Genomic DNA, 20,092 nt, shown 5'->3' on the forward strand with positions numbered 1-20,092 from the left:
AGGAATGATGGAAAAGATATTATTATTGGGCGCTGAGGCTATTGCACAAGGCGCTATTGATGGGGGAATGTCTGGTATTTACGCATATCCCGGAACCCCATCCACTGAAATAACTGAATATGTTCAAAATAACAAAATTGCAATTGAAAGAAATCTGCACAGACTTTGGTCTGCAAACGAAAAAACAGCAATGGAAGCCGGACTTGGAATGAGTTATGCCGGTAAACGTGCAATGGTTTGTATGAAGCATGTTGGATTAAATGTTGCTGCTGATGCTTTTATTAACTCGGCTATTACAGGAGTTAATGGCGGTCTGATTGTAACAGTTGCTGATGATCCTTCAATGCATTCATCCCAGAACGAACAGGATTCCCGGTTCTTCGGAAAGTTTGCTATGATACCAATCTTTGAACCTTCAAATCAACAGGAAGCTTACGAAATGGCTTATGAAGGGTTTGAATTGTCTGAGAAACTTAAAGTGCCGGTTTTACTGAGAATAACAACCAGGTTATCACACTCCAGAGCTGGTATTGAAAGACGACCTTTGAAACCGGAAAATAAATTAAGCTATCCACAAGATCCGGTTCAGTTTGTTCTGCTGCCCGCAAATGCAAGAAAAAGATATAAGGGTTTGCTTGGTCTGCAATCTTTAATGGAGCAGAAATCAGAGCAGTCATCGTTTAATACTTATTATCCTGCCAGAAATAAATCAATAGGAATTATTGCCTGCGGAATTTCATTCAATTATCTGATGGAAAATTTTCCTGACAGAATGTTTCCTAATCCTGTTTTACAAATTGGTCAATATCCATTACCGTTCGAAAAAATCGAGAAGATAGTAAATGAGTGTGAGCAAATTATTGTATTAGAAGATGGTTATCCTTTTGTAGAAGAAATGTTAAAAGGATTTTTAGATCGAAGTAATAAGATCAGAGGAAGGCTGGATGGCACAATTCCGCGTGACGGAGAATTGAATCCTGATTTAGTTGCAAAAGCTCTCGGCAAAGAAGTAAAGTCGGGTATGAAAATACCTGCAATTGTAGCCAATCGCCCGCCTGAACTTTGTGCAGGCTGCAGCCATCGTGATATTTACAATGCACTTAATGAAACAATGAAAGAGTTTGGCAAGCAGAAAGTTTTTTCTGATATTGGATGCTATACCCTTGGCGCTCTTCCACCCTGGAATTCAATTAATTCCTGTGTTGACATGGGTGCATCAATTACAATGGCTAAAGGTGCAGCAGATGCCGGTGTTCGTCCGTCTATTGCTGTAATTGGCGACTCTACTTTTACTCATAGCGGAATGACTGCTCTGCTTGATTGTGTTTTTGAAAACGCTCCTGTTACCGTAATAATTTCCGATAACGCAGTTGCAGGAATGACTGGAGGACAAGATTCACCGGCAACAGGTAAACTTGAAGAAATATGCATTGGACTTGGTGTGAAACCAGAACACGTTAGAATACTTACTCCATTGCCAAAGTATCACGATGAAATGGTGAAGATACTGCGGGAGGAGATTATGTATGATGGTGTGTCTGTAATAATTTCAAGAAGAGAATGCATTCAAACTGCAAGCAGAACCAAACGTGAGCAGAAAGCGAAAACAGAGGAGGTTGTTAAATGAAATCAGATATAATATTATCAGGAGTTGGGGGACAGGGAATCCTCTCAATTGCAGCAGTGGTTGGGATGGCTGCTTTAGAAAACCAGCTCTACTTAAAACAAGCTGAAGTGCATGGAATGAGTCAGCGAGGCGGAGCTGTTCAATCTCATTTAAGAATTTCAGAAAGAGAAATTGCTAGTGATCTTATTCCTCAGGGCAGTGCAGATATAATAATTTCTGTTGAGCCGATGGAATCTTTGCGATATCTGCCGTGGTTATCTGAAAATGGATGGCTTGTTACTAATTCAACACCGTTTGTTAATATCCCTGATTATCCTGACTTAAATGAATTACTTGCTGAAATTGAAAAACTGCCGAAAAAAATTGTTCTTAATGCTGATGAAATTGCACGCCAAATAAAATCACCAAGATCATCAAATATGGTTATACTTGGTGCGGCATCTCCATTTATTGATATTCCTTATCAATCACTTGAAAATGGAATTAGAAAAATCTTTGAGAGAAAAGGTGAGAAAGTCGTTCAGCTAAATATTGACGCATTAAATGCAGGAAGAGATTTTTCGATAGCAAATAAAAAGTAATTTAGTTTTTAATGCTTAGTCGCAGAAAATTTACTCTGCGACTTTGCATTTCAGTATAGTAAACAGCTTTTAAGATTTTGCCCATGCTTCTACATCATCAGCTTCCTTAGGAATAGGTCGTCCAAGTACTTTATATCCAGTTTGTGTAACTAAAATGTTATCCTCTATTCTTATCCCGCCAAAATCTCTATACTCTTCAACTTTATCATAATTAATAAAGTTTTTAAACTTCTTTTGAGATTTCCAAAGGTCTATAAGTTCGGGAATAAAATAAATCCCTGGTTCACAGGTAAACACATATCCTGGTTTAAGTTCTTTACCTAATCTTAAATAAGCTAATCCAAATTGATTGCTCCTTTTGGTGATATTATCATATCCGACATAATCCTCGCCAAGATTTTCCATATCGTGAACATCAAGCCCCATCATATGCCCTAAGCCGTGAGGCATAAATAAAGCATGAGCACCGGCTTTAACAGCCGAATTAAGATCGCCCTTCATCAAACCTAACTGAGATAAACCGGCAGCAATTATTTTGGCGGCAGTCAAATGGACATCAATATGTTTTACATCCGGTTTAATCATATTTATTGCATTTTTTTGTGCGGTAAGCACTATCTCATAAATCTCTTTTTGCTTATAAGAGAACTTTCCGCCAATAGGAGTCGTTCGTGTAATATCACTGGCATAATGCAGCAGCGATTCTGCACCTGCATCACAAACTAACAGATCACCTTCTTTTAATACATTTCCATGATAATGATTGTGCAGAGTTTGTCCGTTTTTAGAAACAATAGAATGGAATGAGACTCCATTTCCAATTGAAAGTGCAATACCTTCAATTGCACCTGCGATATCTCTCTCGATAACTCCGGGTTTTGCCATACGCATAGCAGTTGTATGCATCTGATAAGCAATTTCCATCGCATATTCTATTTCAGCAATTTCTTCTTCAGCTTTTATTGATCTTTGTGCAACCACTGCTTCAATTAATTTTTTAGAAGACTTATTTTTTAACCGATTTGGATTTTCATCAAGCAGGTCGGATAGTTTAAGAATTTGTTCAGCTCTGTAAGGCGGCAGAAAATGGATTTTGGATTGTTTTTTCTTTTTTGATTTTAAGAATTTTTTCAACTCATCAACTGGTTTTGAATACTCTATCCCTGTTAGTCCGGCAAGTTCTGCAAGTTTTGGCTGAGGTCCCATCCAAATAGTATCTTCAACTGTAAACTCATAACCAAATAAATATTCTTTGTTATCATCAAGATCAATCAGTCCGGTTATCCCCGGGATATCAATTCCAAAGTAATAAAGAAAAGAGCTGTCTTGTCTGAACTTATAGGTATTGCCGGCATAGTTCATTGTTGCTTCATCATTACCAGGGAAAAACAAAATTCCGTTTTTAAATTTATTCTTTAACTCGTTTCTTCTATCAATATAAACCTGTTTATCAAACATAAGTCACCTTAAAATAATTATTACAAATATGTTAATGTAAAATTATGTAATAATTAGATGGATTTCCAGAATGTGTTTTGTCATTTTAACCTGATCAGAATAAGAGGCAATTAGAAAAAAAGGCAGCCTCCCCTTGGCTGCCTCAATAGATATATTAAGAGTGTATTAACTTTCCGTTTTGTCTCACTGCAAAATGGCTTGTTGAACTATCAACCTTAAACTGAGCAATTAACTCCTGCAGATTTAATGTTAATCTGTTCAGGTCTTCCGAAGCGTGTGCAATCTGCTGTAATCCGCTTGCACTTTGCTGTGTTACACTGCTAATTGATTCGATGTTTTTACTTATCTGCTCAGCAGCGCTGGATTGCTCTTCGCTTGCGGCAGCTACCTGTCCTATAACATCTGCAACTTTATTATTTTCAATACTTATTTCATTTAATACTATACCAACCTCTTCTGTAAGCTTCATTCCAAGTTCAACAGCAGTTTTAGCTTCAATCATTGATTCATCAGCATCTTTAGCTTCTCTTTGAATCATCTTGATCATATCAGCAATTTCCTTTGTTGCTTTAGTAGTACGTTCAGCAAGTTTTCTAACCTCATCAGCAACAACAGCAAATCCTCTGCCTTGTTCGCCAGCTCTTGCAGCTTCAATTGCAGCATTAAGAGCTAAAAGGTTGGTTTGATCTGCGATGTCATTTATTACCTGTGTTATTTCTCCTATCTGATCTGTTTTTTGCGTAAGCGAAGAGATAATTCTTCCAGTGTTTTGTGCGGAGTTAACAATTCCGTTTATACCTTGTTTTGTTTCTTCGATTTTAATAGTGCCTTTTTTTGCAGTTTCAGTTGATAGTTTAGAGCTCTCAGACGCAACAGAAGCATTCTTAGAAGTTTCAAGAATTGTTTTGGTCATTTCTTCAACAGCACCTGCAACTTCGGTAGCCTGCGATGATTGTTCCTGTGCACCAGCAGCCATCTCTTCAGTGGATGAACTTATCTGATTTGCTGCACTTGCTGTGGCTTGAACTGCTTCGGTTACCTTAATAATAGTATCTCTAAAATGGCTGACAACATTATTAAAACCTGAAAAAAGCTTTGTTACTATTTCATCTTTGTTCTCACAATTTAATTTGACATTAAGATCTCCTTGCGAGAATCTCTCCATCTGTGCAAGTATTTCTTTTGTGTTGTTCAGTAAATATTCTTCTTTAGCTTTAGATGCTCTTTTTTCCCTTTCTGCCTCTTGTGCAGCTTTCTCAGCAATTATGCTTTTATCTTCTATTTCTTTCATCGAGTTACGGATGTTTTCTACCATAACATTAAATGAATCCGCTAAATTTCCAATTTCATCTTTTGACTTGATCTTTAATAGCGGATAATCCATCTCTCCCTTTGCAAAATGATCCGCAGCGGCAGATAACTTTGTTAGAGGTCTGGTAATAGATTTTGAAACTATAATTATAACTGCTAACAATAAAAATGTTCCTACAATACATAAGACAACTAATTTTTTGATTAATGAATCAAGCTCATCTGTTAATTTATCAGGGTAAGTTACTGCTATTGACCAGCCATTAAGTGGAATAGAAGCATAATATATACAATTGACTTTATCATCTGTTTCATCAGTATAATTATACTTAGTAAAACCACTTTCTCCCTTTATCATCTTAGCAGCCACTTGTTCCAATTGCGGCGATTTTATAGACTTTGCTAAATCAAATAATGTTGAGCGCATTATCTTTTCACTATTTGGATGCGTAATTAACCGCCCCTCTTTTGAAACTAAAAAGCCATAACTGGATTCCAGTTCTTTATTTGTTGCTACAACCTGATCAAGCCATTCTAAAGAAATATCTGAAGTAATGATGCCTATAATCTTTCTTGTGCCATTTATTGTTTTAAAGATTGGAACAGAGAAAGTGGACATTAATGCATTTCCACCACCTTCATCATAATATGGTTCACTCCATATAGCCTTACCAAGTGATTTTGGTATTTTATACCAATCAGCACTTGGATAATTATAAGATTCGGTTGCAAGCGAAGATATCTCTAAGCTGCCAGAAGATTTATATACATAAGGAGCTAAATATTTCTTTTCTTTGTCAAACATGTATGGTTCAAATGCAATGGTAGCGCCATAAATTGCATCGTTTTCACCAACCATTATCTTTAGTATTTCGATAAGCTGGTTTTCAGAATAAGAAAATTTTTCAATAAGATTTGCAATATTCTGAGGAACCCTTTCAACTGAAACTAATACTGTTTCAACCTGATTTATTTTTTTTTGTGTGAGGTTTTCAGCTGTGTCTTCAACCTTCTTCTCAATAATTGAGCTTGTAACATTATAGTTATATAAAAATATAATTAAGAAGATAATTGAAATGCTTAAAAATATTGAGGTTACTATTTTAAATGATAGTCCGGTCTGTGGTCTTCTAATAGTCATGATATCGTTCCGTAGATTAAGGAGTTTATTATAATACAAGTAACTTGATTAACTGCATGTTTTTGTAGCTGATAATAACTTTGCCGTCCATTTTTGATTTTAACTAAGGATACTAAAAATTCCATTTTAACATTACTCTTATTCTCACTTCTGGAGTAATTTTGCCAGCAATTCTTAATTATTCTTTCTATTGGTTTCTAAAATTATCTCGTCATCAAAAAAAAACTATTTGTGTAAATTATTTTCTGCAATACTAATAGAATGTTTATTGTAACTTATTTGTCCAAGACATTTAATAAGAGCACTATTTCATTATTTTTCGTATTATTTCAAAAGAAGTTAACTCTTAATAAACTTAATAATTATTGTAATTTGATCAGGAGAAGTGCAGATCAAAAAAAAAGGCAGCCTCCCCTTGGCTGCCTCAATAGATATATTAAGAGTGTATTAACTTTCCGTTTTGTCTCACTGCAAAATGGCTTGTTGAACTATCAACCTTAAACTGAGCAATTAACTCCTGCAGATTTAATGTTAATCTGTTCAGGTCTTCCGAAGCGTGTGCAATCTGCTGTAATCCGCTTGCACTTTGCTGTGTTACACTGCTAATTGATTCGATGTTTTTACTTATCTGCTCAGCAGCGCTGGATTGCTCTTCGCTTGCGGCAGCTACCTGTCCTATAACATCTGCAACTTTATTATTTTCAATACTTATTTCATTTAATACTATACCAACCTCTTCTGTAAGCTTCATTCCAAGTTCAACAGCAGTTTTAGCTTCAATCATTGATTCATCAGCATCTTTAGCTTCTCTTTGAATCATCTTGATCATATCAGCAATTTCCTTTGTTGCTTTAGTAGTACGTTCAGCAAGTTTTCTAACCTCATCAGCAACAACAGCAAATCCTCTGCCTTGTTCGCCAGCTCTTGCAGCTTCAATTGCAGCATTAAGAGCTAAAAGGTTGGTTTGATCTGCGATGTCATTTATTACCTGTGTTATTTCTCCTATCTGGTCAGTTTTGTTTGTTAATGAAGAAATAATATGAGCTGTATTCTGTGCAGAGGCAACAATTTTATTCATACCGTAAATTGATTCTTCAACTTTTTTAGTTCCTTTCTGACCAGTTTCATTAGCAAATTTAGAGCTCTCAGCCGCAACAGAAGCATTCTTAGAAGTTTCAAGAATTGTTTTGGTCATTTCTTCAACAGCACCTGCAACCTCAGTTGCCTGCGATGATTGTTCCTGTGCGCCTGCAGCCATCTCTTCAGTTGATGAGGATATTTGATTTGCAGCACTTGCTGTTGCCTGAACTGCTTCTTTAACTTGATTTAATACTCTGCTTACTGAATCTCCCATTGTATTAAGGCTGTTTACAATAAGCTGATGATCACCTTTAAATCTGGAAGTTATTCTTGGTGTAAAATCACCTTCAGCATATTTCTCTATAAGTTTTGCACTTTCTTGTATTGGTAATATGACAGAGTCAAGTACATTATTAAATCCGTTAATAATCTCTTTATAAGCACCATCAAAAGATTTTGCATCGCCTCGTTTGTTTAATCTGCCTTCCTGTCCATCAATTATAAGTTCATTTGTTACTCCGCTTAGCTCAGTTATTTTGGATCTAACACCTTCATAAGAATCAATTGCACCTTGCGATTTAACTATTATATTATCAACAGTTTTTGCAAGATCTCCCATTTCATCTTTGCGGGTTAATTTTAATTGTTCTGTTTCCTTAACAGCTTTTAATGAAGCATTACCGACGGCTAATGCATCTAAACCACTGCCAAGATTTGTTATGCAGCTTTTTTCTAACTGAGCAACTCTATCCATAACTGATTTAACCGGCTTGGTTATACTTATTGTAATAAGATATGACATAACAACCACGAATATTATTGCTATTATACCAATGATAAGTGTTAACATAATTACTCTGTCCGCGGTCTTATCTGCATCAGTACCTAAATCATTAACAAGTTTGTTTTGATAATCAGTCATTTTTTTTACAATATCAAAATATTTAGTTTGTGCAGTTCTGAATTCACCAAACAGCATTTCTACAGCAAGGCTGCGGTTACCATTTTTTAAATGATTCAGCATTTTACTTCTTGCCTGAAAGTAATCGTTCTTTCTAACGTCCTGAAGATTAGCAATTATTCTTTTACCTTCTTCTGAATTAATTGTTCTGGTTAAAGAGTCAACACGAGCATCAACCAAGTCCTTACCCGCATCAAGTCTTTTTAATTCTTTTGCAATTTCTTCAGGATCGTCGAGAATAAATGCATTTCTGATCGCTCTCGAATTATCATTTATCATATCAATAATATCATTTGCCCAAATTGTTTTAGGAAATCTATCTTTAATAACAACGCTCATATCATCGTTTAGTGCATTGAGATTTACGATACTTAATACATTTAGAATAAGGATAACCAAAGCCGCAACCCCAAATCCCAAAGCCAAGCGAAGTCCAATTTTCATGTTATTTAACATTCTTTTTTTCCATTTTAAATTTTGTTAAAGAACTAAGCAGCAGTTTCAATCTGCTTAAATTCTTCAGTTGATAAAATTTTATTTAAGTCAAGCAGAATTAAAAGTCTGTCTTCTAATTTGCCGATTGATGTAATGTATTCACTGTTTACTCCTCCAACCATTTCAGGCGGTGCTTCAGTAATTTCTTTTGGAATGCGTAGTACTTCACATACCTCATCAACAATAAATCCTATTGTCTGATCTTTAAGTTCAACAACTACAATTCTTGTATTTTTACCGTGGTCTTTTCTGATCATACCAAGTTTTACTCTTAGGTCTATAACAGGTATTATTCTGCCTCTAAGGTTAATAACACCTTCTATAAACACAGGAGTATTGGGTACCTTAGTAATCTGAGACATTTTGTTAATCTCCTGAACACTAAGTATGTTTACCCCAAATTCTTCATCACCGATTTTAAAGCTAACCAGTTGAAGTAATTCTTTCTGGTCTTTCTTGTTTTCATCTATGTTTGCCATTATTTCCTCTTAAGATTTTATTAATTACAATTAGCTAAACCAAAATGTGTTCCATTAACATTATCGAAAGAAACTGGACTTTGTTTACAGATGAGTATTATTTTGCTCTGTTTTGAATGGGTTATTGGTAAATCACTACTAATAATTGTCCGATTGAAATTATAATATTAAACTATTGGTTAATATTAACATCAAAACATTCAGCCAGACATTAAAAAAAAGTGATTTTTTTCGATAATGAAATATGATGAGGAGATTTATTTGCTTTTGAATTCACTTATCATACATTTGTAAAGATAAAAGTACAAGTCATCAAAATAATTTTAGTAAGCTTATGAAGTTTCAGGAGAATATCAGCGCACTTAAATCAGAGGCAATCTTAAAAAAAATTCAAAATGTAACTGTCTTACCGCCAATACCAAGGGTTTTACAAGAGATTTCTCAATTGTTCAACGATCCAAGTATATCAGCCCGAAAAATTGAAGTACTGATTGAAAAGGATCCGTCATTAACCGTTAGGGTTTTATCAATTGCAAACTCGCCATTATTCGGATTAAGAAGAAGCGTTACTAACATCGGTTCTGCTGTACTAATTCTTGGTTTCCAGGAAATAAAATCAATTGTAACTTCTATTAAAATGGCTTCAACATTAAAAATGAAATCAGATAAATATTTTGATCCCGATCAGTTTTTGAATCATTCTCTGATAACAGGGATATTGACTCAAAGGATGTCGAAAGATCTTGGATTTAATTTTAATGGTGATGGTTTTACTGCTGGAATCCTGCACGATATTGGAATTGTAATTTTACATGAACATTTTCCGCAAGAATTTTTACAAATTATAGAATGTACTTCCCAAAAAAACATTTCATTTCTTCAGGCTGAATATGATGTAATTGGCTTATCTCATCAGGAAATAGGTGAATTTCTTGCTGATAAATGGTCTTTACCATCCGTCTTATCAGATGTATTACGATTTCATCATAGACCTGGTTATTCAAAAGAAAACAATTTTTTAACATCAATTTTACATTTGGCAGATTATGCAGTAAGTATTTATGAACCTGATAGTGTTCTTTGGGATTCAAATTATATTTTTGATGATGCTGCAGCAAGTGTGCTTAACTTTTTATCAACAGATGAATTGAATGATTTTATTGAAGCGTATAGAGAAGATTATTTTGAGTTATCTAAAACCAAGTTGATTTAATTGCAGTAAAAAGTTTCTATATGTTTAATCTTCGTTCTGATTAAGGTAAAATGTTTAAAGAAGTAGAACTCTTTTGATCTGACCTTACTGAGTCTTAAAAATAATTTCCTCTAAAAAATCCGTTACAGGTTTAAATCAATTATTGGATTTAGCTGGGTTGTTTAAAATGCTGCTTAACAATTGATGTAGATCTTTTTGAACAAATGGTTTTGAAATATATTTATTAAAACCTTTTAATAGAAATTCTTTCCTGTCAGACTCAGCAGCAAAAGCAGTTATAGCTATAGCTGGGATATTTTTATAATAATCAATTTTTCTGATTTCCTGCAAAAGTTGAATGCCATCCATACCAGCACCTAAATTTATATCAAGCATCAAAATATTATATTGTTTAACAGCCACAAGCTTAAGAGCCTCGGTTGCATTATATGCAGTTTCAACATCATAGCCGGCTTTTAATATAATACTTACAAATTGCAGTGCAACAACATCATCTTCAACATAAAGTACTTTAGGTTTTTCTGATGCTCGCTTTTTAGGCAGAAGCTTTGGTTCAGGTTTTATAGCTGCTTTTGTAGAAACCGGAATTGAAGCATCAGGTTTTAAAGGTAATGTTATAGTAAATGTTGTCCCATTATTTTCCTCGCTAGATAGAGAAATGTTTCCGGATAACAGTTCTACATATTTTTTTGTAATAGTTAAGCCTAAGCCTGTACCCTCAAATGATCTGTTAAATCCTTCACTTGCCTGTCTGAATTCCTGCCAGACTAAATTTTGTTTTTCAACTGGTATTCCGATTCCTGTATCTATTACTTTAATAATTAAAAAGTTTTCTTTATCAGTCAGCAATTTTTCTGCTTGTAGCGTAATGCTGCCATTTTTAGTAAACTTAACCGCATTACTTATAAGATTGTTCAATATATCTTCAAGTAATTTTGGGTCAGTAATTGTTTTTAAATCATCTTCTTTTAGTACTGTTATAATTTCTGTGTTGTTTAATTTAGCAGAGCTTGAGTAAAATGCCTCCAGATTTTTTAATAATATATTTATATCAGTTTCTTTTAATTTTAAATCTATCTTATCAAATTCAATTCTGGTGATATTCAAAATCTTATTAAGTGTATCGGTTAATCTTTTAGAAGATTTTAAAATCTGGTTTACAAATTCTTCTTCGGGTGTATCCTTCAGATTTTCCTTTAATATTTCTGCAAAACCAAGTATTCCAACAAAAGGCGTTCTCAATTCGTGACTCATATTTGCGAAGAAGTAAGATTTAAGCTTATTCATTTCTTCAGCTTTTTCTTTTGCAAGAATAAGTTCTTCAGTCATCTTCTTCTGTTGAGTAATGTCTTCATTAATAGCAAGGAATCTGAAAATTTCATTGTTTTCATTTAATAGAGGAGATATAGAAGCCGATTCCCAGTACAATTCACCGTTTTTCTTTTTATTGTAAAACTCTCCGCGCCATTCTTTACCGCTCAAAATTGTCTGCCACATTTGCTGATACTCAATTTTGGGTTTTGTGCCACTGGAGAGTATCCTTGGATTTTTTCCTATAACTTCATTAAAAGTATAACCAGATACTTCTTCAAACTTCGGATTTACATATTCTATATTGCCTTCAAGATCAGTTATAACAATTGAAACAGGACTTTGTTCAACAGTTCGAGAAAGATTTCTTAATTGGTTTTCTGCAAGTCTTCTTTCAGTTACATTACTTAATGTTCCTAACATTCTGACTGCAGTATTATTTTCATCTTTAATTATTGCTCCGCTTTCTTCAAGATAAATGAAAACTCCTTTTTTATGCCTGAACCTATACTCTGCCCTGTATTTTTCACCCATCGAAATAGATGCTTTACGTGTTCTAACTACATAATCTTTATCATCCGAATGCACATAATTATAGAAATCCTTAGAAACATCTGTAAGAAACTCGTGGTAAGGATAACCTGTAACCAGTTCGATTGCACCAGCCCATTTAATTTCTCCGTTTAATAAATTATAATCATAGATTATTTGTCCGGTTTGTTCTGCAGTCAGACGATATGTTTCTTCACTGCTTCTGATTATATCTTCAATTTTTTTCCGCCCAGAAACATCATTTGCAAGTACTATACGGGCTTCTTTACCTTTAAAATTTAAACTATGAGAAAATATTTCTACAAAAAAGATTTTGCCGTCTTTGCTTTTATGTTTCCAATATCCGGATTGTTGAATTTTCTGATCAGAAACAAAAATATAAGAGTCAAGTTTATCAAATTCATCTTCAGGTCTTATATCATATAAAGTCATAGAAAGGAATTCTTCTCTCGAATATCCGTATTTGAATACTGTAAAATCATTAACTGCCAGAAATTGAAGTGTATGTTTATCATATACAAACATTGGCTGAGGATTGTTTTCAAACAAGTATTTGTAGTTCTGTTCACTTTCTCTTAAAGATTCTTCAATCTCTTTTCTTTCAGTGATATCTCTTATTGTAACAAGATCAGCAAAGGAACCTTTAAAATTTATTTTAGTACTCGCTGTTGATATCCACTTTTTCTGCCCTTTGGAAGTTCTTATCTCATATTCACTGATTATTGGTTTATCAGAATTTATTACTTGTTTTATTACTTCTAACGCTTTTTTAGCATGTTCTTCAGGCATAAACAGAGTTATGTTTTGTCCGATCAGATTGACAGTTTGATCAACATCAACAAGCTGATGACAAGCTGAATTTGCAAATAATGTGATACCATCAGGATTTAAGATCAATATCGGATCAGCATTATTAGTAACTAAATCATTAAACAGTTTAGCGCTTTCTTTTTCAAGATTACTTGCTTTAATTCGTTCAGTAACATCGCGGCTGATTAATACCAATCCATTTACAGCTTTGTTATCAAGCATATTAATACCGATTGTTTCCAGATAACAAAAAGACTTGTTTTTACAAATTGCTATAAATAATGTCGGTTTACCTAAATTATCACCTTGAGCTACTTTATTAAGTTCATCTTTGGCTAATTCTTTATAATCATCGCTTACAAACTCAATTGGTTCACGCCCAATCATTTCGGACTCATCATAGCCAAGAGTCTTTTTAACAGAAGGGTTTATAAATGTAATCAATCCGTTTTTATCAGTTATAATTATTAAATCGGCAAGGCTGTTAATGATAGATCTATAGCGTATCTCGTTAGCTTGCAGAGCATTCTGCATTATGACAAAATCTGTGATATCTCTAATTGTTATAAATATAAACGAATTATTAGAAAAACTAATAATTTCGCCCGATAGTAACACAGTAACAATTTCACCATTCTTTCTTCTGAATCTGGTTTTAATATTACTAATATAACCATCAGTCTTAATGGTATTTAAAATTGTTACTCTATCAGAGTTATCTGCCCATAATTTTATGTCAGATGATATTTTACCGATAATATCTTCTTTTTGATAACCAAGTAATTTTTCAAAGCCTAAGTTTATATCAACGATCTTTTCTGTTTTTAAGTCGGTTAAGCTTATTGAATCAGAAGCAGAATTAAAAAGTTTCGAAAACTTAGTGGTAGTCTCAATCAACTGCTTTTCTTTCATCCGGTCAATTGTCTGATCTCTGAAAACAAGTACAACACCAATAATATTTCCGGTGTCATCTATAATCGGAGAGGCGCTGTCAGCGATTGGAGTTTTGGTTCCGTTTTTTGAAATTAGCAAAGTATGATTAGCTAAACCAACTATAATACCATTTCTGATAACAGAATCAACTGGATTTTCAACAGGAAGATTAGTGTCCTCGTTAACGATATTAAAAACTTCTGTTAAGTGTTTACCTTTTGCTTCTGTTTCTTTCCAGCCTGTTAATTGCTCTGCAACATTATTCATATTTACCACAATTCCAGAACCATCTGTTGTAATTACTCCATCACCAATACTATAGAGTGTTGTTCGGAAAAGTTTCTCTCTCTCTTTCAGAGTATTGGTCATGAAAATATTTTGTTCTTGCTCTGTTAAAATTTTACCAATAAGCAAAGTAACCAATGGAAATACAACAATAACTGCAAAAGAAATTTTACTAAAAACTTCAGGCGGAATTTGTATAGGCAATGTAATAGTTAGAATAAGCATTATAATATGCACGATAAGACTAAATGCAATAATCAATATCAGATTAAATTTTTCACTAGGTTTACTCTTTTGTCTGTATTTGTAAAAAAACAGTCCAACAATTAAGGCAGATAGAATTGTAAGAATTCCCATCTTTATTCCGGCACCTCCAATACTCAATCTATAAACAATTGGTAAAGCAGCTGAAATTATTCCGGAGATAGGACCAAAGAAGAATGTACATAGTCCCACAACTATTGTTCGCCCATCAAAAAAAAGCCCCTCCTCAAGTCTAAAGGGATATAACATTCCAATTATTGCTGTAATTCCAAATAATAAACCCTGTGTAATTTTAGCAATAAGACTTTGTTTTCTTAATCTAGCACTAAAAAAGCCTGAAATAGTACTTAATGTTATCAGGATAGTTAGGTTGTATAACAGTTCAGAAAAAACCATAATAATTAGCTGGGAATGAAAAGTTTAATTTTTTTAATAAAACATAAGTAATTACTTTATGTCTTATATTATCGTAAAATATTAGTCTTAATTGAGAAGTTCCTTAATAATTGTTTTCTATTTGAGCATCTCAAATAAACTCTTGTTACTAAATAGAGCTTACAAAACCAAACATAACAATACATTATAATTTGTCAAATTTAAGTAACTTAAATATAACCTCAATTTTCAACTTAATCCTCAAAGGTAATACAGGGTAAGCTGGTTCAGAAATAATCTTTCATAGATATTATCTAACCAACATTAAATATCCCTTTCAGCAGTTTGTGTAATTCTCCTTGTGTAAATGGTTTTGAGATATAGTAATCAAAGCCCTTTGTTAAAAACTCATTTTTATCTGACTCTGCTGCGTATGCAGTTATAGCTACAATCGGGATAGTTCTATAATAACTGTTTTTTCTTATTTTCTGCATAAGTTCCAAACCATCCATTCCGCTGCCAAGATTAATATCGAACATCAGTGTGTCATATTCTTTAATAGCAGTTTTTTCCAGGGCTTCTTTTGCACTGAAAGCGGTTTCTATATCGTAACTGGTTTTTAATACAATCTTAATAAACTCAAGAGCAACAACATCATCTTCTACATAAAGTATCTTTGGTTTTTCCGATGTTCTCCTTTTGGGCAAAAATTTTGATTCGGGTTCCTTTGGTGCTTTTTTAATAATCAGAGCGGGAGCAGAAAGATTTAGTGGTAATGTTATTGTAAAAGTAGTCCCTTTATTTTCTGAACTAAATAAAGAAATACTTCCGGATAATAGTTCAACATATTTTTTTGTAATAGTAAGTCCTAAACCAGTACCCTCAAAAGTCCTGTTAAATCCTTCGCTGACTTGCCTGAACTCCTGCCAGATTAAATTTTGTTTTTCCTCAGGTATGCCAATTCCTGTATCTTCAACCTTTATCTCAACAAATAAATTATTATCAGTCATTATTCTGGCAGCATAAAGATTTATTGATCCATTCTTGGTAAACTTAACTGCATTACTAATAAGATTATTGATTATATCTTCTAAGATTTTGGCGTCAGACTTTATTTTAATGCTGTCTTCTTTAGTAACGGTAGAAATAATTGTATTGTTGCTTTTTGCAGAGCTTGAATATAAAGCTTCAGCATTCCTTAAGATTTTAATAATATCGAACTCAGTTATATTAACTTCAACTTTGTCAAACTCCAGTTTTGTTACATTTAATATTTTATTCAATGTATCCGTAAGTCTTTTAGATGATTTTAATATCTGTTCTGCATATTGTCGTTCAGTTGAGTTGCTCAATAAATCCTTAAGTAACTCTGCAAACCCAAGTATTCCTACAAAAGGTGTTCTTAATTCGTGACTCATATTTGCAAAGAAGTACGATTTAAGCCTTACCATTTCTTCTGCTTTTGTTTTTGCATCAGTAAGCTGATTAATTAATTGTTTTCTATCAGTAACATCTCTGATTATACTAAGAAGCATTGCTTCTTTATCCTTTGGTTCAATAAAAGAATTTGTAAACTCTGCCCAGATTTTTTGCCCATTTTTTAGATAAAGTTCGGTGTCAAATTCATTTTTAATAGTTCTATTTCTAAAACGGTCTTTGTATGCTAACAGTGCATGATCGTTATCGGATATAATATAAGAAACATTTAAGGAGCGCCCGATAAGTTCCTCTTTTTGTAATCCAAATAATTTGCAATAAGACTCATTGACATTTATTATTATCCCATTTTTATCAACCAGTCTCATTGCATCAATTGAGTTTTCCCATATAGCTCTGAATTTTTCCTCAGACTCGGTTATTTCTGTTAATAAAATTTTTCTATCGGTTATATCTGAAATAAAACCATTCCAGACAATGCTTCCGTCTGATTCTAAAGTAGGAGTGGAGTGTCCTTCTAACCATCTAATTCCTTTTTTGGGATGAATAATTCTGAACTCAATAAACCAGTCAGTCATCTCTTCAGCTGACTTTTGAATACTTCTGCTGATATTTTCTGCATCGTCTTTATGTATTCTTTTATAGAGAGAAACAGCATCCTCTTTAACCTCTTCCTGGGTTATATCCCATATCTGCATCCAGGTATCACTTACATAAGGCATAGAGATTTTTTTGTCAGGGGTTAATTTAAACGTACATAAGCCGCCGGGTGCTGTTTTTGCTATCCTGCTTATCTGCTGTTCCAGTCTGAATTTTTCAAGTAATTCTTCTTCAACTTTCTTTCGAAAACTAATGTCTCTTAAGTTTACAACTATTGAATTCAGGTTTGGATCAGAAAGTAAATTGCTGAAGATGCCTTCTACCCAAATGTAATCACCGTCAAAGTTTTTGAAACGGTATTCAATAGTTTTGATTTCATCAGGGTCTTTTATCAGTTCAGCGATTACAGTATTAATACCTGTCAGATCATCAGGATGTATTATTTCATCAGGATGCGGGAAAACATTTTGATTTAACGGATATCCTGTAATTTTCTTGGCTGAAGGGCTGATATATGTTGGTAAACCATCAGCGGTTAAAAGCACAATTCCATCCGGTGCATTTTCAATTAATTTCTGATAATAAAGTTTTGTATTTATAATTTCTTGCTCTGCTTTTTTCCTGTCCGAAATATCCCGGGTTATACTAAGTATATGCAGTTCGTTATTTAATTCAATAAGTGTGGCGGACATTAAACCATCTTTAATGGTGCCGTCTTTTAATCTGAACTTTGCTTCAAAATTCTCAACAGAATTTGTTTTAAGAAGTAATTCAACAAGCTTGTGTCTGCTATTTATATCTGCCCATATATTAATTTCTGCTGAGGTTTTGCCTATAACTTCATTTTCTTTATAACCGGTTAGCGAAGTGAATCCATTATTTATTAAAATATATTTTCCATCAGAAAGACGATTTATATTGATAGCATCCGGATTGGTAATAAAAGCCTTCCTGAACCGCTCTTCTGATTCTTTTAATTCTTTTTGGGCTTTCTTTTGTTCAGTAAGATCACTGAAGAAGGATTGATAAGTTCCATCAGGCATTTGTTTAGATATCATTTCGATAGTAATCTCTGAACCATCTTTTCTGCTTATTGTTCTTTCGGTTCTCCAGGTTTCGCCTCTTCGCAAAGCATCGTAACGCAAAGGATTTGTTTCTAGCACATCTTTTGAAAAAAGATCCTTCATATTCATATTCAAAAGTTCTTCACGTGTATAACCTGTTAAATCGCTTAGCCTTTTGTTAACCGTAATAAAATTGCCTGCTTTATCTCCATGAACAAATCCATCTGGTGCAAATTCTATAAGCATTTTAAACTTTTCTTCGCTGGCTTTCAGGTTTTCTATAATTGTTTTTCTTTCAGTAATATCTCTGACAAATATCAGGATGCATGTTTGACCATTGATAACAATTATTTCACCTTGTAAAAGCCCTGCAAACTTCTCACCACTTTTTCTTTGACCTGTTGCCTCCAGGTTTCTGATCTTTCCGTGTGATTTAATTTCTTCAATCAATTTCTGTCGTTCTTCCGGATAAAACCAAAGACCCAATTCTAAAGTTGTTCTTCCAATAAGCTCTGCTTTTTCATAACCAAACATTTTTTCAAACCCGTCATTACATTCCAGAAGCAAGCCCGAATCTAAATCAGTTAAACTAATTGAATCGGCAGAGGAGTTAAAAATCTTAGCTAGCTTTTCATTGCTTTCGAATAGGATCCTTTCTTTGGCTCTTTTTTCTGTTTGATCTCTGAAGACTAAAACAACTCCTTTTAATAAATTGTTTTCATCTGTAATAGGTGCAGCACTATCAGCAATAGGGATTTCTTTACCAGATTTGTTGATTAATATTGTATGGTTTGAAAGACCTACCACTTTTCCTTCGGATATAACTTGTTCTACAGGGCTGGGAATGGATTTATTGGTGTCTTCGCTAACAACATTAAATACTCTGTTTAATGGTTTTCCACTTGCTTCAGTCTCTTTCCAGCCGGTTAGTTTTTCAGCAACGCTGTTCATATTTGTTATTAAACCGTTTTTATCTGTGGTTATCACAGCGTCGCCTATACTATAAAGAATTGTTTTAAATTCTTTTTGAGAATCAGCTAATTGTTTTTCTTTAATGAAAAGCCCTTTATACAATTCGCTCTGTCTGTTCTTTTTGATTAATATTAAACCTACCAATATCAAGAGAAATGAAAGCAGAATTATTGAGGAGATTGTGAACACCTCAAAATTCAAATCCTTCATTATAAATTCGTAATTAACTTTTGACAAAATAAACGAATTTGTGCCAGGGATTGAGTCAACTTCGGCAATCACTCTTTGGCCTAAATAATCATATCCTTCCACAAGTTTATCTGCATTTAAAAACCCGCGGGTTAAGATACTAGCTGTATCTTTTAGCGAAATAGAAATTGAGTGTGGAAACTTATTAGATAATAGTAATGGCGAGATTATTTTTAATGAATCATTGACTTTTTTAAACAAAAAAGTTTCAGTTTCTAAATTGTGCATATCAAAAGTCTCAAGAACCGGAAAAACAAACTTTTCAGGGTTGTTTCTCTGAACCAAGACAGCAATTACTTTATTATTTTCAATAATAGGTGCGAAGATATCAAGTGTAAGTTGTCTTTTTGAATTATGATAGATGTCTCTTTTAACTATTGTGCGGGAATCTACAACTTCTTTGATAATCTTCTTTGATGATGCCCTAAACTCTTTAAATGATGAATCGAAGCTTATTAAAACATTTCCGTTTGTATCTGAAAATACAATATCATTATACTCATGATTAACTTTGATTGAAGTTAAAGTGCTTATGATAAAGTTGCTGGCTTGCTTATCAGAAGGATTGGCTAATACTTTTTTAAATTGAGATAAAACCGGTTGGGTGGTTGACATAAAATCAACTTCAATTATTCTTTCTTTATACCAGCGAAGTATTTCAGCAGTTTTAGTTTTATTTATTGCTGATAGACGTTGATAGTTCTGTAACCTGATTTTTTCAGCTTGATAGTTATAGTATTGAAATATTATAAATACAATCAGGATTGAGGTTATAACTATTACAGATATTTTAGTTATTCTGTTTTTGTAAAAATCATTAATAAATGTCATAAACTATAAAGTCTCAGTTCTAAAATTTATTCTTTGACAACGTATTAAGTAAAAGGAATCAAT

General features: G+C 33.4%; 9 protein-coding genes. 3 read left to right on the forward strand and 6 right to left on the reverse strand.

Features of this window, described 5'->3' with window-relative positions; translation table 11 throughout:
• Positions 1–7: 7 nt before the first annotated feature.
• Positions 8–1,627: a thiamine pyrophosphate-dependent enzyme gene (locus ROY99_05130; protein ID MDT3695755.1), complete on the forward strand. Its 1,620-nt coding sequence runs from the start codon at positions 8–10 to the stop codon at positions 1,625–1,627.
• Complete coding sequence (locus tag ROY99_05135) at positions 1,624–2,208, forward strand: indolepyruvate oxidoreductase subunit beta (protein ID MDT3695756.1); 585 nt, start codon at positions 1,624–1,626, stop codon at positions 2,206–2,208. Before ROY99_05130 ends, ROY99_05135 begins: the two co-directional genes overlap by 4 nt.
• 69 nt (positions 2,209–2,277) lie before the next feature.
• Here ROY99_05135 and ROY99_05140 read toward each other — a convergent pair whose 3' ends face one another.
• The 4 genes from ROY99_05140 to ROY99_05155 form a co-directional block, all read right to left on the reverse strand.
• Positions 2,278–3,666: an aminopeptidase P family protein gene (locus ROY99_05140; protein MDT3695757.1), complete on the reverse strand. Its 1,389-nt coding sequence runs from the start codon at positions 3,664–3,666 to the stop codon at positions 2,278–2,280.
• A 154-nt stretch (positions 3,667–3,820) separates the two neighbouring features.
• Entirely contained in the window at positions 3,821–6,118 is a 2,298-nt protein-coding gene (locus ROY99_05145; GenBank protein MDT3695758.1) for a methyl-accepting chemotaxis protein, read from the reverse strand.
• 436 nt (positions 6,119–6,554) lie between these two features.
• Positions 6,555–8,615 carry a methyl-accepting chemotaxis protein gene (locus ROY99_05150; protein MDT3695759.1) on the reverse strand — a complete coding sequence of 687 codons (2,061 nt, stop codon included), beginning with the start codon at positions 8,613–8,615 and terminating at the stop codon, positions 6,555–6,557.
• 32 nt (positions 8,616–8,647) lie between these two features.
• Positions 8,648–9,133, reverse strand: coding sequence for a chemotaxis protein CheW (locus ROY99_05155; protein MDT3695760.1), 486 nt, complete (start codon positions 9,131–9,133; stop codon positions 8,648–8,650).
• A 334-nt stretch (positions 9,134–9,467) separates the two neighbouring features.
• On the opposite strand from ROY99_05155, the gene ROY99_05160 reads away from it, so the two are divergent.
• On the forward strand, positions 9,468–10,346 hold the full coding sequence (locus ROY99_05160) for an HDOD domain-containing protein (GenBank protein MDT3695761.1): 879 nt from the start codon (positions 9,468–9,470) through the stop codon (positions 10,344–10,346).
• Between the two features lie 135 nt (positions 10,347–10,481).
• On the opposite strand, the gene ROY99_05165 is transcribed toward ROY99_05160, so the two are convergent.
• Together ROY99_05165 and ROY99_05170 are read right to left on the reverse strand one after the other, a co-directional pair.
• Positions 10,482–14,897, reverse strand: coding sequence for a PAS domain S-box protein (locus tag ROY99_05165; GenBank protein ID MDT3695762.1), 4,416 nt, complete (start codon positions 14,895–14,897; stop codon positions 10,482–10,484).
• Between the two features lie 293 nt (positions 14,898–15,190).
• Complete coding sequence (locus tag ROY99_05170; GenBank protein ID MDT3695763.1) at positions 15,191–20,029, reverse strand: PAS domain S-box protein; 4,839 nt, start codon at positions 20,027–20,029, stop codon at positions 15,191–15,193.
• Between the last annotated feature and the right edge of the window lie 63 nt (positions 20,030–20,092).

Source organism: Ignavibacterium sp. (assembly GCA_032027145.1).
In the GTDB taxonomy this organism is placed as follows: domain Bacteria; phylum Bacteroidota; class Ignavibacteria; order Ignavibacteriales; family Ignavibacteriaceae; genus IGN3.

Bases quoted from the DNA above. Each gene is read 5' to 3' on its own strand.
- ROY99_05150 (MDT3695759.1), bottom strand. From the start codon at position 8,615: ATGTTAAATAACATGAAAATTGGACTTCGCTTGGCTTTGGGATTTGGG.
- ROY99_05160 (MDT3695761.1), top strand. From the start codon at position 9,468: ATGAAGTTTCAGGAGAATATCAGCGCACTTAAATCAGAGGCAATCTTA.
- ROY99_05165 (MDT3695762.1), bottom strand. From the start codon at position 14,897: ATGGTTTTTTCTGAACTGTTATACAACCTAACTATCCTGATAACATTA.
- ROY99_05155 (MDT3695760.1), bottom strand. From the start codon at position 9,133: ATGGCAAACATAGATGAAAACAAGAAAGACCAGAAAGAATTACTTCAA.
- ROY99_05145 (MDT3695758.1), bottom strand. From the start codon at position 6,118: ATGACTATTAGAAGACCACAGACCGGACTATCATTTAAAATAGTAACC.
- ROY99_05130 (MDT3695755.1), top strand. From the start codon at position 8: ATGGAAAAGATATTATTATTGGGCGCTGAGGCTATTGCACAAGGCGCT.
- ROY99_05140 (MDT3695757.1), bottom strand. From the start codon at position 3,666: ATGTTTGATAAACAGGTTTATATTGATAGAAGAAACGAGTTAAAGAAT.
- ROY99_05135 (MDT3695756.1), top strand. From the start codon at position 1,624: ATGAAATCAGATATAATATTATCAGGAGTTGGGGGACAGGGAATCCTC.
- ROY99_05170 (MDT3695763.1), bottom strand. From the start codon at position 20,029: ATGACATTTATTAATGATTTTTACAAAAACAGAATAACTAAAATATCT.